Annotated in this window: 13 protein-coding genes; 12 read left to right on the top strand and 1 reads right to left on the bottom strand. The window is 66.9% G+C overall.

Features of this window, described 5'->3' with window-relative positions:
* Positions 1–44 precede the first annotated feature (44 nt).
* The 5 genes from AB4Y40_RS14650 (at position 45) to AB4Y40_RS14630 (ending at position 4,020) form a co-directional block, all read left to right on the top strand.
* On the top strand, positions 45–305 hold the full coding sequence (locus AB4Y40_RS14650; protein ID WP_368688299.1) for a hypothetical protein: 261 nt from the start codon (positions 45–47) through the stop codon (positions 303–305).
* A gap of 53 nt (positions 306–358) precedes the next feature.
* Complete coding sequence (locus AB4Y40_RS14645; protein WP_368688298.1) at positions 359–778, top strand: hypothetical protein; 420 nt, start codon at positions 359–361, stop codon at positions 776–778.
* Between the two features lie 374 nt (positions 779–1,152).
* Entirely contained in the window at positions 1,153–1,797 is a 645-nt protein-coding gene (locus tag AB4Y40_RS14640) for a PadR family transcriptional regulator (protein WP_368688418.1), read from the top strand.
* 65 nt (positions 1,798–1,862) lie between these two features.
* Positions 1,863–2,672, top strand: coding sequence for a siderophore-interacting protein (locus AB4Y40_RS14635; RefSeq protein ID WP_368688297.1), 810 nt, complete (start codon positions 1,863–1,865; stop codon positions 2,670–2,672).
* A gap of 61 nt (positions 2,673–2,733) precedes the next feature.
* The gene (locus AB4Y40_RS14630) at positions 2,734–4,020 is read left to right on the top strand and encodes an MFS transporter (RefSeq protein ID WP_368688296.1); all 1,287 of its coding nucleotides are present in this window, start codon (positions 2,734–2,736) and stop codon (positions 4,018–4,020) included.
* Between the two features lie 194 nt (positions 4,021–4,214).
* On the opposite strand, the gene AB4Y40_RS14625 is transcribed toward AB4Y40_RS14630, so the two are convergent.
* Positions 4,215–5,369 (bottom strand): porin, encoded by a 1,155-nt coding sequence (locus AB4Y40_RS14625; protein WP_368688295.1) that lies wholly within the window; start codon positions 5,367–5,369, stop codon positions 4,215–4,217.
* A gap of 219 nt (positions 5,370–5,588) precedes the next feature.
* Here AB4Y40_RS14625 and AB4Y40_RS14620 point away from each other — a divergent pair, with 219 nt between their 5' ends.
* The 7 genes from AB4Y40_RS14620 (at position 5,589) to AB4Y40_RS14590 (ending at position 12,917) form a co-directional block, all read left to right on the top strand.
* Positions 5,589–5,864, top strand: coding sequence for a hypothetical protein (locus AB4Y40_RS14620; RefSeq protein WP_368688294.1), 276 nt, complete (start codon positions 5,589–5,591; stop codon positions 5,862–5,864).
* 100 nt (positions 5,865–5,964) lie between these two features.
* Positions 5,965–7,371 (top strand): ATP-dependent RNA helicase DbpA, encoded by a 1,407-nt coding sequence (gene dbpA, locus AB4Y40_RS14615; protein ID WP_368688293.1) that lies wholly within the window; start codon positions 5,965–5,967, stop codon positions 7,369–7,371.
* 95 nt (positions 7,372–7,466) lie between these two features.
* Entirely contained in the window at positions 7,467–8,117 is a 651-nt protein-coding gene (locus AB4Y40_RS14610; RefSeq protein ID WP_368688292.1) for a DsbA family oxidoreductase, read from the top strand.
* 161 nt (positions 8,118–8,278) lie between these two features.
* Positions 8,279–8,995, top strand: a complete 717-nt coding sequence (locus AB4Y40_RS14605) for a DUF3348 domain-containing protein (protein ID WP_368688291.1) — start codon at positions 8,279–8,281, stop codon at positions 8,993–8,995.
* A gap of 22 nt (positions 8,996–9,017) precedes the next feature.
* The gene (locus AB4Y40_RS14600; RefSeq protein WP_368688290.1) at positions 9,018–11,636 is read left to right on the top strand and encodes a DUF802 domain-containing protein; all 2,619 of its coding nucleotides are present in this window, start codon (positions 9,018–9,020) and stop codon (positions 11,634–11,636) included.
* Positions 11,633–12,280 carry an OmpA family protein gene (locus tag AB4Y40_RS14595; protein WP_368688289.1) on the top strand — a complete coding sequence of 216 codons (648 nt, stop codon included), beginning with the start codon at positions 11,633–11,635 and terminating at the stop codon, positions 12,278–12,280. The genes AB4Y40_RS14600 and AB4Y40_RS14595 overlap by 4 nt, the downstream gene beginning before the upstream one ends.
* On the top strand, positions 12,270–12,917 hold the full coding sequence (locus AB4Y40_RS14590) for a DUF2894 domain-containing protein (RefSeq protein WP_368688288.1): 648 nt from the start codon (positions 12,270–12,272) through the stop codon (positions 12,915–12,917). The genes AB4Y40_RS14595 and AB4Y40_RS14590 overlap by 11 nt, the downstream gene beginning before the upstream one ends.
* Position 12,918 lies beyond the last annotated feature (1 nt).

Below are 12,918 nucleotides of genomic sequence, written 5' to 3'. Positions count from 1 at the left end.
TTTAGTCTTCGCGGGGGCAGTGCCGCTTTTTGCCCTAAACCGTCATGAAACTCGAACTTCATATTGACTCAAGACCGCTCGACATCGAGATCGATGACGTCGTGGCGGGACTGCTGGCCGTGCGGCTTGACCTGCCGGCAGGCGCAGACAACCAGGATGCCCTCGCACGCTATCTCAGTGAAAAGGGTGAGCCGTGGATCCTTGACGAGGAACACATGCGCAGACGCATCCTTCGCCGGCTGATCCTGGACATTGCTGACCCGGCGCTCATAATCCGCCATCTGATGGCTGACGATTCACCGTGAGCAGACAGCCGAAATAATACGCTGGCCGCACGTGACTCTATTGGCATTCCTGTATGAACTCCGACGATAACCGGGCGCGCCTCTGCTCATCAACGAGACTTCCTCCCGGCGTGCTCGGGTGCGACTACCTCAAGTTTCTGCAGCTGCGTATCGACGATCGATTGCTCTCGCTGAGCGACAGGGCAGTCGACGACGACAGACTGGTGGAAGCGACGAATGCTATCCGCTGCGGCGCAATGCGCAGGGCGCGCCCGGCAATGAAAGTCTTCTTTGATGGTTGCCAGTTCTGGGTCGCCAGTCATCTGCACCGCTATCTCGCAGCCCGCCGCCTCGATGCCAGCCATCAGGAATTCTGGTGCGAAATCGAACCGGGCTGGAGTATCAGTGCCGTGGAGTACGCGCTGAGCAACCTTGGATCTGGCGGCGACCTGAGCGTACTGCCCACCCGAGCGTTTGCTGGCAACACGTGCTAGTGCCCGGGTTGCGGGACCTCCGCAAAAATCTGCCCGATCACCGCAACGCCATCCGCGGCCCGTACGCCCTGGCCCTCAGGCAATACAAAGATCGGATTGATTTCCGCCTGCCTGTACCCGCCCGCCGGTCTATTTCAGCGCCGACCCAGATTCCGACCCCACATCATGCAGCACCGCAACCGTCGCCTTGTGCGCCGATAACCCCAAATATTTTCTTTGACAAACGCTCTTACGATATATATCTTAAGACATGTTTTAAGACACTCACCAGACAAGGAGGCCCTATGCGCCACCATCCGCACTTTGGTCACACCGGCCGTCAGGGCCACCCCGCGCGCGATCCGCGCGACTTCTTCGGCGGCCGCCACCCGGCCATGCAGGCGCTTCACGCGCTGCGCCACGCAATGGGCCGTCATCGCGGCGGCGACGGTCCTGGCGATTTTGGCGATCGCTTCGGCGAGGGTTTCGGCCGCGGCTTCGGCGGTTTCGGCGACGGCGACGGTTTTGGCCGTGGCCGCAAGTTCACGTCCGAAGACCTGCAACTCATGCTGCTCGTGCTGCTCGCCGAGCGCCCGAGCCACGGCTACGAGCTCATCAAGGCACTCGACGCGCGTTCGAACGGCTTCTACAGCCCGAGCCCCGGCATGGTCTACCCGGCCCTCACGTACCTCGAAGAACTAGGCAATGTGAGCGTGACGCTCGAAGGCAACCGCAAGCGCTACGAGCTTTCGCCCGAAGGCCGCGCGTACCTCGAGACCAACCGCGAACGCGCGGACCTGATCCTCGCGAAACTCACGCACTTCGGCCGCAAGATGGAAGTCATGCGCCGCGCCATGGCCGGCGAAGATCCGGCCGAAGGCAGCGGCTGGGTGCGCGAGCTGATCGAGGCGCGCCGCGCGCTCAAGCGCGCGCTGCTGCGCCGCACCGACGTCGCGCCGGATGAGCAGCGCCGCATCGCCGCGATTCTTGCGCGCGCCACCGAGGAAATCGAAACCGGCAGCGACAACAGCGACGTTTGACCGTCCGCTTGCACGCGCCACGCGGCGGCCCGCGCCGCGCCACCCCAACATCATCGGAGCCCTACATGCAGAACCCGTCCCAACTCGAAGTCGTCCGTGTGCGTCACCCGCTGAAGTTCCGACTGTTGCGTGTGGCGCGCGTCACGGCGCTCTCGCCCTCGCTCGTTCGCGTGACGCTCACGGGCGATCTAAGCGACTTCGTCTCGGCGTCGTTCGACGATCACATCAAGGTGTTCTTTCCCGCCGCCGGCGAGGAAAAGCCAGTACTGCCAACTTTGGGTCCCGACGGCGTCGTGTTCCCCGAAGGCGTCGAGCGCCCCGCGGCGCGCGACTACACGCCGCGCCGCTTCGATACGCAGGCGAATGAACTCGATCTGGAATTCGCGCTGCACGAAGCCGGCCCGGCCACGGCATGGGCGGCACAAGCGCAGCCCGGCCAGTATCTCGGCGTGGGCGGCCCGCGCGGCTCCATGGTGATTCCCACGGGCTTCGACTGGCATCTGCTGATCGGCGACGAAACGGCGCTGCCCGCCATTCAGCGCCGCCTCACGGAGCTGCCGCCCGGCGCGCGTGTAGCGGTGGTCGTCGAAGTGGCGAATCGCGAGGCCCGCATCGAACTGCCCACCGATGCGGATCTCTACGCCACGTGGTGCTATCGCGACGAGAGCGAGTCGGAGCATCCGCTCGTGGACGGCGTGTCCGAAGTTTGGCTGCCGCCGGGCGAGGGCTACGTCTGGGCCGCCGGCGAAGCCTCGGCGATCCGCGCGGTGCGCGCGCATCTGTGCAACGAGCGCGGCGTCGAAAAGAAGCGCATTCGCGCTTCCGCCTACTGGCGCCGCGGCGCGCAGGGGGCCCACGAAACGATCGACGACTGATCGATCACGCTGGCGCGGCAACACTGCCGCGCCTTTTTACTTTCAGGCGCCAAGCCCATACATGACCACTTCTCTCACACCGCTGCGCGAACGCACCCTGCTCTGGCTGCTGGCGCTCACGCAGTTCACCGTCATCATGGATTTCATGGTGATGATGCCGCTCGGCCCGCAGATCATGCACGCGTTCGCGATCACGCCCGCGGCGTTCGCGACGGCCGTGTCCGCGTATTCGCTCTGTTCGGGTCTATCAGGACTCCTTGCTGCGACGTATATCGACCGTTTCGATCGCCGCCGCCTGCTGCAGGTGGCCTACGCGCTGTTCGCGCTCTCCAATCTCGCCTGCGCACTCGCCACGAACTTTCATCTGCTGCTCGCCGCGCGTGCGTTCGCGGGTCTCACCGGCGGCGTGCTCGGCTCGATCGTGATGGCGATCGTGAGCGACGTGATTCCCGCCGCGCGGCGCGGCGCGGCCACGGGCGTCATCATGACGGCGTTCTCCATCGCCGCCATCGCGGGCGTGCCGGCCGGCGTGCTGCTCGGCGCGCACTACGGCTGGAGCGCGCCGTTCATGTTGCTCGTGGTGCTCTCGGTGGCGATCTGGCTCGCGGGCTCGCGCGTCGTGCCGTCGCTCACGGCGCATCTCGGCCAGCGCACGCCGCTCGCGCACGTGCTGCCGAACCTCTGGCGACTGCTCACACTGCCGCGTCACCTGAAGGCCTTTGCGCTCACCTTCACGATGATGGCCGGGCACATGCTCGTGATCCCGTTCATCGCGCCGATGCTCGTCGGCAATCATGGCATCGCGCCGCAGCAGCTCTCGTGGCTCTATATGGCGGGCGGCGCGGCGACGTTCGTGACCTCGCGCGCGGTGGGCCGTCTCGCGGACCGCTACGGCAAGCGCCGCGTGTTCCGCGTGATGGCACTCGTTTCGCTCGTGCCGGTGCTGTTCGTCACCCATCTGCCCACGCTGCCGTTCCTCGCGCTGGTGGCGTTCTTCGCCCTGTTCATGATCTCGATGTCGGGCCGCATGGTGCCGATGCAGGCCTTGCTCACGACGATTCCCGAGCCCGCGCGGCGCGGCGCGTTCCTGAGCGCCAACAGTGCGGTGCAGGCGCTCGGCACGGGCATCGGCGCGTGGCTGGGCGGCCAGTGGCTCACGAATGGCGCGCATGGCGCGATCATCGGCTTCGGGCAGAACGGGTGGATTGCCGCGGCGCTCACGTGCGTGGCGGTGCTGTGGGTTTCGCGGGTGCGGGGGGCATCGGAAGACGTGCCGAATGACGTCGCCGTGTCGGCAAGTGCAGTGCCTGCGGCTGCGACCGCTGCTGCGGCAGCCGCAAAATCCTGAGCCACAAAAGAAAACCGGTTCGCAGCCGTGGCGCGCCTCATGAGCGCGCCACGCACCGCGAACCGGTCGTGCTTCAGGTAGAAAGCGGATGAAACCGCGGGCCTCGGGTAGATTCGCCCGCGTGCAGCGCGGGACCCGACCGGCCGATCGGGTTCCGCGCTGCGTCGCTCCACGAGGGAGCGAGCCAACGATGCTTAGAAGCGGTGACGCAGACCCACCGTTGCGGCGACCTGGTTCTGCGAGGTCGACGGCGACAGCGTGTTGATCATCGCAACGTTCGCGCCGGCGTCGCCGAGTTCGCCCGAAGCGTGCTGGTACACAGCGCCGGCGTAGACGTCGGTGCGCTTCGAGAGCGAGTAGTCAGCCGTCAGCGAGACGGTGTGCCACTTCGGATCGCCCGAACCGTTCGAACCCGTGACCTTGCCGTCCGTGAACGTGTACGCCGCGTTCAGGGCGAGAGCCGGCGTCAGTGCGTAGGCGCCGTTCAGCTCGAAGTTGTCGAGGTGCAGGTTCGTGCCCGTGGGGATCGAGAACGTCGTGCCGCCCTGACCGCCGGCGATCAGGTTCTGGTACTGCGTGTGCGTCCACACGAAGCCAACCGTTGCCGGGCCGTAGTTGTAGTTCGCGCCTGCGCCGAACGTGCGTTGCGTTTGCGCCGACAGGTTGAAGTTGTTGCCGTTCGATGCCGAGCTCGCGCCGTTCGTGTTACCGGTGCGCGTGTTGTTGATCTGCAGGTAGGCAGCCGAGAAGTTCAGCGGGCCGTTGCCGTACGATGCGCCTGCGCTCCATGCGCGGTTGTTCGCGAACTGGCCGGCGTCATTGCTGAAGCCATACAGGCCGCCAAATTTGAAGCCCTGGTAGTTGACGCTCTGGTACTTGACCGAGTTCTTGATCGAGAACGAGTGGTCGAGGTTGTCGTTGTCGAACGGGTGAGCCGCGAGGTTGTTGCCGTAGCCGCTGCCGGTTGCCGAGAGCGGTGCCAGGTAGTCGACCATCGAGTCATACTGGCGGCCGAGCGTCAGCGTACCGAAGCGGTCGCTTTGCAGACCGACGAACGCCTGGCGGTTGAACATCGTGCCGCTCTCGGTGTCCTTGCCGTTGTTCAGGTTGAAGCCGTTTTCCAACGTGAAGATCGCATGCAGACCGCCGCCCAGGTCTTCGCTGCCCTTCAGGCCGAAGTACGTGTCGCCGACGGTGCCGCTACCCTGGTTCCATGCGGCGTGACCGCCTGCATTGTTCGCGTAGACGATACCCGCATCCAGTGCGCCGTAGAGAGTAACGCTGCTTTGTGCGTGAGCGGAGGCTGCGAATGCGCCGAGGACGCCCGCGATAATCAAAGTATTCTTCATGACTTTCCTTATGACATTCAGACCGCGCTGACGCGGCTCCGGGTATTGGAGCCACACCGGCAATCCCGGGCGAAGTCTACGTGTCAAAGGCTTTAAATCGCCTTGGCAAACGATGTAACAGTTATTTGCTGAATCTGGAAATATCGGAATAGTAATCCGTAAGTCATTGTGGCAAATAGGAAATACGGAGTAATACTCAGACCGGCCCGAACAGGCCGTGTGGCAAGCACGCGACGCCCGCTTCAGCGTGGAAAATCGATTATTGTGGAAACTGGATTAATCGCAGGCGATTTCGCGAGATTAAAATCTTCGCGGCCGATGAAACTTTATGACCATGATCTTGGTCATATCGCGCGCGTGCATTATTGCTATATACGGCGATTATTATTGCGCGAAATCACGATTAACAAACGGATGATTTTCGGCCTCCTCTACGGTGCTCGCCGTCGCCCCTCGCGCGGCACGCGCGCGGGCGCGGGCGCGCGCATCCGTTAAAATCCCGGAACGCGCGCGCACCGCGAGCGCGCCATCCGCATCGACGCCACTTCTACCGAACGGCCGCGTCGCCCTCACCCGTCCGGCGCGAGACCCCGTCATGACAAACAAAGCCACTCCTACGCAAGCCCAGCCCTTCAGCGAGCTGCCGCTCGCGCCCGCCATGCTCGAGAACCTCACGCGCCTCGGTTACGTCGACATGACGCCGATCCAGGCCGCGAGCCTGCCCATCGCTTTCGCGGGCCACGACCTGATTGCCCAGGCCAAGACCGGCAGCGGCAAGACGGCGGCCTTCTCGCTCGCGCTGCTGTCGCGCCTCGACCCGCGCCGTCAGGACGTGCAGGCGATGATCCTCTGCCCCACGCGCGAGCTGGCCGACCAGGTCACGCAGGAAATCCGCCGCCTCGCGCGCGCGGAAGAGAACATCAAGGTGCTGACGCTGTGCGGCGGCACGCCCATGCGTCCGCAGGCGGCGAGCCTCGAACATGGCGCGCATATCGTCGTGGGCACGCCGGGCCGCATCATGGACCATCTGGAGCGCGGCAACCTCGCGCTCGGCGCGCTCAATACGCTCGTGCTCGACGAAGCCGACCGCATGCTCGACATGGGCTTTTTCGACGACATCGCCACCGTGGCGCGCCAATGTCCCAAGGAGCGCCAGACGCTGCTCTTCTCGGCGACCTATCCCGAAGGCATTACGAAGCTGAGCCAGCAATTCCTTCGGAACCCGAAGGAAGTCAAGCTCGAAGAGCATCACGACGACAGCAAGATCCGCCAGCGCTTCTATGAGGTCACGGAAGACGAGCGCCTGCATGCCGTGGGCATGCTGCTCAACCACTTCCGCCCCGTGAGCACGCTCGCGTTCTGCAACACCAAGCAGCAATGCCGCGACCTGCTCGACGTGCTGCGCGCGCAAGGCTTTCACGCGCTCGCGCTGCACGGCGAGCTCGACCAGCGCGAGCGCGACCAGGTGCTGATCCAGTTCGCCAACCGCAGCTGCTCGGTGCTCGTGGCGACCGACGTGGCCGCGCGCGGGCTCGACATCGCGCAGCTCGAAGCCGTGATCAACGTGGACGTCACCCCCGACCCGGAGGTGTACGTGCACCGCATCGGCCGCACGGGCCGCGCCGACCAGGACGGCTGGGCGCTCAGCCTCGCGAGCATGGACGAGATGGGCCGCGTGGGCGGCATCGAGCAGGCGCTCAAGCGCGAAGTCGAGTGGAGCCCGCTCGCGCAACTGAAGCCCGCCAGCAACGAGCCGCTGTTGCCGCCGATGGAAACGCTGCAGATCCTGGGCGGCCGCAAGGAAAAGATCCGACCCGGCGACGTGCTGGGCGCACTCACGGGCGAAGCCGGCTTCAGCGGCTCGCAGATCGGCAAGATCAACGTGACCGACTTTTCGACCTACGTGGCCGTGGAGCGCAGCATCGCGCGCGACGCGCTGCGCAAGCTCAACGCGGGCAAGGTCAAGGGCAAGAAGGTCAAAGCCCGTATGATGGACGAATGAACTGACGAATCCTCCCCGCCGGGTGCGCACGCTGCTTGCGCACCCGCGCTGCACCGCGCCTCAGTTGCCCGGCGTTCAACCGGATCAGGAAAGCCATGAAACAACCGCTCAGAATCGATTTCGTCTCCGACATCGCGTGCCCGTGGTGCGCCATCGGCCTCTCGTCGCTGAACCTCGCACTCGAACGGCTGCGCGACACCGTCGACGCACAGATCGTCGTGCACCCCTTCGAACTGAATCCGCAGATGGGCCCGGGCGGCGAATCCGTGGTCGAGTATCTCGGCAAGAAGTACGGCCGCACGGCCGAGCAGATCGCCGAAACGCAGGCCATGATCGGCGAGCGCGGCGCGAGCGTCGGCTTCGCGTTCGGGCCGCGCGAGCGCGTCTACAACACCTTCGACGCGCACCGTCTGCTGCACTGGGCCGGCATCGAAGGCAAGCAGTTGCCGCTCAAGCTCGCGCTGTTGCGTGCGTATCACGGCGAGGGCAAGGATACGAGCGACCACGCGGTGCTCGTCGCGGCGGCGCAGTCCGTGGGGCTCGACGCAGACAAAGCGCGCGCCGTCCTCGAAAGCGGCCAGTATGCCGACGAGGTGCGCGCCGAAGAGCACGAATACCAGGCGGCCGGTGTCCAGTCGGTGCCGGCGATCATCTTCAACCAGCAGTATCTGGTCAGCGGCGGCCAGCCCGTCGAAACCTTCGAGCAGGCGATCCAGCAGATCCTGGCCGAGAGCGCCAAGGCCTGACGGCTCAGGCGCCTGAAGCCCCCGCGCGGCGCGGCCTCGCGCCCGCGGGCGCCGCGCTTTCACGAGCCGCCGCGCCGTCGTTCCGGCGCCCGGCAGACGGCCGATGCCGGCCGCCCCCTCGCGGGCGTGTAAACTAGCGGGTTTTTTGCCCAGGTGGAAAAGTGCTAGCCCCGCAGCGCCTCGCGTTGAGCGGCCCGACGCTCGTTCGCTTACTTGCCCGCTTCGGCGACGCCGAAGTGCCCGAATCCCGGCAATCGATCTCGGACCAGCTGAGCCAGTGGCTCGGCTGGACGGACGCCATCGCGCTTTCAACGGCGCTGAGCGTCCAGACGCCGGGCGGCGAGCCAGCCACGCGCGTGGGCGCCAGCGCCGAACAAAGCCAGAGCGAGCGCGTGCGCGCAACGCTGAGAAAGGCCATTGCGGGCGAAGGTGCGCCTGCGCGGCGCGACGGACGACGCACGCAGGCCGCCAGCCAGCCTGCCGATGTGGAACCCGATTTCGCGGATTTCCGCCAGCGCTACCTCGCCCTGCAGCAGGCGATGGAGACCGACATCGCCACGCTGCGCGCCCGCCTGCGTGCCGCGTTGGCCGCCCGTGCGCCTGCGCTCGCGCGCCTCGCGACGGTGGACGCCGTGATGGAGCAGGCGCTCGGCACGCGCGAGCGCAGCCTGCTCGCCGGCGTGCCCGCGCTGCTCGGCGCGCATTTCGAGCGGCAGCGTGCAGCCGCAGCGGCCGCGGCGGAGTCCGCCGGAGAAAGCGCGGCGCCGCACGCCTGGCTCGCCGGCTTTCGCAAAGATATGCAGAGCGTGTTGCTCGCCGAACTTGAGATTCGGTTTCAACCGGTGGAGGGGCTGCTTGCCGCCCTTCGCACCAGCTAACCCAAACGCTATGTCCCGCGCTATGTCCCGTTTTCGCATTGAACCTGTTGTCTTCGTCGTCGGTCTCGCCGCCGTGTGCTGGATCGGCGCCGGCTACGCGGTCACGAACCCGCTTGCGAGCGCCGTCACGCTGCTGATCGGCGCGTGCTATGTCACGGGCGCCTGGGAGCTTTATCGCTTCCAGCAGGCCACGACCACGCTCGCCCGGGCCGTCGCGCAACTGAACGCGCCGCCCGCGCGCCTGGCCGGCTGGCTCGACACGCTGCATCCGGGTCTGCGCAACGCCGTGCGCGCGCGCATCGAAGGCGAGCGCGTGGCCCTGCCGGGCCCGGCGCTCGCGCCCTATCTCACGGGCCTGCTCGTGCTGCTCGGCATGCTCGGCACGCTGCTCGGCATGGTCGTCACGCTCAAGGGCACCGGCGCGGCGCTGGAAAGCGCCACCGACCTCGATGCCATCCGCGCGTCGCTCGCCGCGCCGGTGAACGGCCTCGGCTTCGCGTTCGGCACCTCGATCGCCGGCGTGGCCACCTCCGCCATGCTCGGCCTGCTCTCGGCGCTTTGCCGCCGTGAACGCATCGAAGCCGGGCAGCAGCTCGACGTGAAGATCGCGACGACGCTGCGCGCCTTTTCGCCGGCCCATCAACGCGAAGCCTCGTTCAAGCTGCTGCAGCGCCAGGCCGACGCCATGCCCGCGCTGGTCGACAAACTCGGCGCGCTGATGACGCTGATCGAACGCCAGGGCGCCGCGCAGCACGAACAGCAGATCGCGACCCAACAGGCCTTTGCCGCAAACGCCGAAGCCGCCTGGAGCCGCCTCGCGGCTTCCGTGGGCCAGTCGCTCAAGTCGAGCGCCGCCGAAAGCGCACGCGCCGCGGGCGCGGCGCTGCAGCCCGTAGTCGAAGCGACCATGGCGGGCCTCGCGCGCGAATCGGCATCGATGCAGGGCGCGCTCACGCAGGCCGTGCAGCAACAGCTCGAAGGGCTCTCGCGCGGCTTCGAGGCGTCGACGACAAACGTCGCCGAGATCTGGAGCCGTGCGCTCGCGCAGCACCGCCAGACCAATGAGACGCTTGCCGCCGACCTGGGCGGCGCGCTGGAGCGCTTCAACGCAAGCTTCGAGCAACGTGCCTCAGGCCTGCTCGATGGCGTGTCGACGCGCTTCGAAAGCGCATCGGGAACGATGTCGCAGGCGTGGCAGGCAGCGCTCGAACAACAAGAACGCGCCGGCGAGAAGCTCGCCGCGGGCAACCAGCAGGCGCTCGCCACGGCAGCGGCCGCGTTCGAACAGCACGCGGCGTCGCTGCTGCGTGCGGTCGATGCATCCCACGCGGACCTGCAGACGAAGCTCGGCGCGCGCGACGAAGCGCGCCTCGCGAGCTGGGCCGAAGCGCTCGCGGCGATGGCCGCCACCTTGCGCACGGAGTGGGAAGCGACCAGCGCGGTGTCGGCGCAACGCCAGCAGGAAATCTGCGCGACGCTCGCGCAAACCGCGAACGACATCGCCGCGCAAGCGCAGCAGCACGCCAGCAAGACGATCGCCGAGATCGATCGCCTGGTCGAAGCTGCCTCTGAAGCGCCGAAGGCCGCAGCAACCCTGCACGCGGAGATTTCCGCGCGCGACGATCAGCGCATCGAAACGTGGACCGCATCGCTCGCGACGATGGCCGCCGGGCTGCGTAAAGAGTGGGAAGAAACCAGCGCGGCAACCGCCCAGCGTCAGCAGGAAATCTGCGCCACGCTCGCGCAGACCGCGAACGAAATCGCTACGCAATCGCAGCAGCACGCCAGCAAGACGATCGCCGAGATCGATCGTCTGGTCGACGCCGCCGCCGACGCGCCGAAGGCCGCCGCGAACCTGCACGCGGAAATCTCCTCGCGCGACGAGCAACGCCTCGAGGCATGGAGCGCGTCGCTTGCCACGATGTCGGCCGCCTTGCGCGAGGAATGGGAAGCCACGAGCGCGGCCACCGCGCAGCGCCAGCAGGAAATCTGCGCAACGCTCGCCCAGGCCGCCAGCGACATCACCACGCAATCGCAGGCTCATAACGCCAGCACGATCGCCGAAATCGGCAGCCTCGTGCGGGCCGCGTCGGCCGCGCCGCAGGCCGCGGCCGAAGTCATCGCCGAGCTGCGCCAGAAACTGTCGGACAGCATGGTCCGCGACACCGCGATGCTCGACGAGCGCAACCGCCTGCTCGCCACGCTCGAAACGCTGCTCGACGCCGTGAACCGTGCCTCCACCGAGCAGCGCTCGGCGATCGACGCGCTCGTCTCCACGTCGTCGGATCTGCTCGAGCGCGTGGGCGGCCAGTTCAGCGCGAGCGTCGAAACCCAGAGCGGCAAGCTCGGCGCGATCGCCGCGCAGGTGAGCGGCAGCGCCGTGGAAGTGGCGAGCCTCGGCGACGCGTTCGGCGCGGCCGTGAGCGTGTTCGGCGAATCGAACGACAAGCTCGTGGCGCACCTGGAGCGCATCGAGGCCGCGCTCGACAAGTCGCTCGCGCGCAGCGACGACCAGCTCGCCTATTACGTGGCGCAGGCGCGTGAGGTCATCGACCTGAGCATGCTGTCGCAGAAGCAGATCGTCGAGAACCTGCAGCAGCTCGCGAGCCAGCGCGCCACCGCCGGAGCGGACGCGGCATGAACGACGAAATCGACGGCGGCGCGGCCCCCGCTGCGCCGGTCTGGCCCGCGTTCGCCGACCTGATGTCGGTGCTGCTGGGCGCGTTCCTGCTGATCCTCGTGGGCGTGGTCGGCATGCAGCTCGAACTGTCGAGCCGGCTCGCCAACGAAGTGAAACAGCGCAAGGCCGAAACGGCGCGCCGCAAGACGCTCGAAGAGGCGCTCGCGGGCCCGCTCGCGGCGGGGCGCGTGACGCTCGTGAACGGACGCATCGGCATTAGCGGCAGCGTGCTGTTCGCGCTGAACTCGGACCAGCTGACGCCGCAAGGCCGCGATCTGCTCAAGAGCCTCGCGGGGCCGCTCACGGCGTATCTGAAGAGCCGCGACGAAATCCTGATGGTGAGCGGATTCGCCGACGACCAGCAAGTCCACGCAGGCAACCGCCGCTTCGCCGACAACTGGGAGCTTTCGGCCGAACGCGCGCTGACGGTCACGCGCTCGTTCATCGACGCGGGCGTTCCCGCGTCGTCGGTGTTCGCGGCCGCGTTCGGCTCGGAGCAGCCGGTGAGCGCCAACACGGACGAAGCCGGCCGCGCGAAGAACCGCCGCGTGGAGATCGCGCCGGTGCCGCGGCCGACCGTCGGCGAGGGCAAGCATGGTCAATGATGCGGGCCTGCAGGTCGAACGAACCGCTGCGCCCGACGCCCGCGCCCTGCTCGATGCCTGGCGCGCCCGCGGCGCCGACCAGCTCGACCCCGTGCGCTTTCACTTCATCGAGGCGCTGGAACGCCGCGCCTCCGCACACGCGGGTGAAGCGCGCCGGCTCCTCGACGCGCGACTCGCACAACTACTGAAAGCCTTTTCAGACGACCTCGCGCGCGAGGCATCGAAAATCACGCACGGGCTCGACACAGATACGCAGAGAAGCGAACTGGGCCGCCTCGTCGATTCGCTCGCGCGTGTGGAACCGGCCCAACCGGCGACGCGTGTGCGGCACGAGCCGGACCCGGAGCTGGTCGAATACTTCCGGCAGACGTGGTCGCGCGTGCGATCAGAAAAGCAGCTGCGGCAGTCGCTGGACCAGGTGCCGAGAAACGCGGGGCCGCTCAATTCGAGCAGCCTCGTGCATCGCGCGCTCTCGCTGATGCGCGAGGTTTCGCCGGGCTACCTGCAGCAATTTCTCGCCTATGCCGATGCGCTTTCGTGGCTCGAGCAATTGAATGCGAGCGTGGGAGTGGCGGCGCCGGTGAAAGAGGCGCAGCGGGCAACGTCAGCGAAGAAAGGCTCGCGCAAGGGGCGCTAGC

The organism is Paraburkholderia sp. EG287B, assembly GCF_040965595.1.
In the GTDB taxonomy this organism is placed as follows: domain Bacteria; phylum Pseudomonadota; class Gammaproteobacteria; order Burkholderiales; family Burkholderiaceae; genus Paraburkholderia.
The sequence above is the reverse complement of the archived record's forward strand: the minus strand, read 5'-3'. Positions and strand labels throughout refer to the sequence as shown.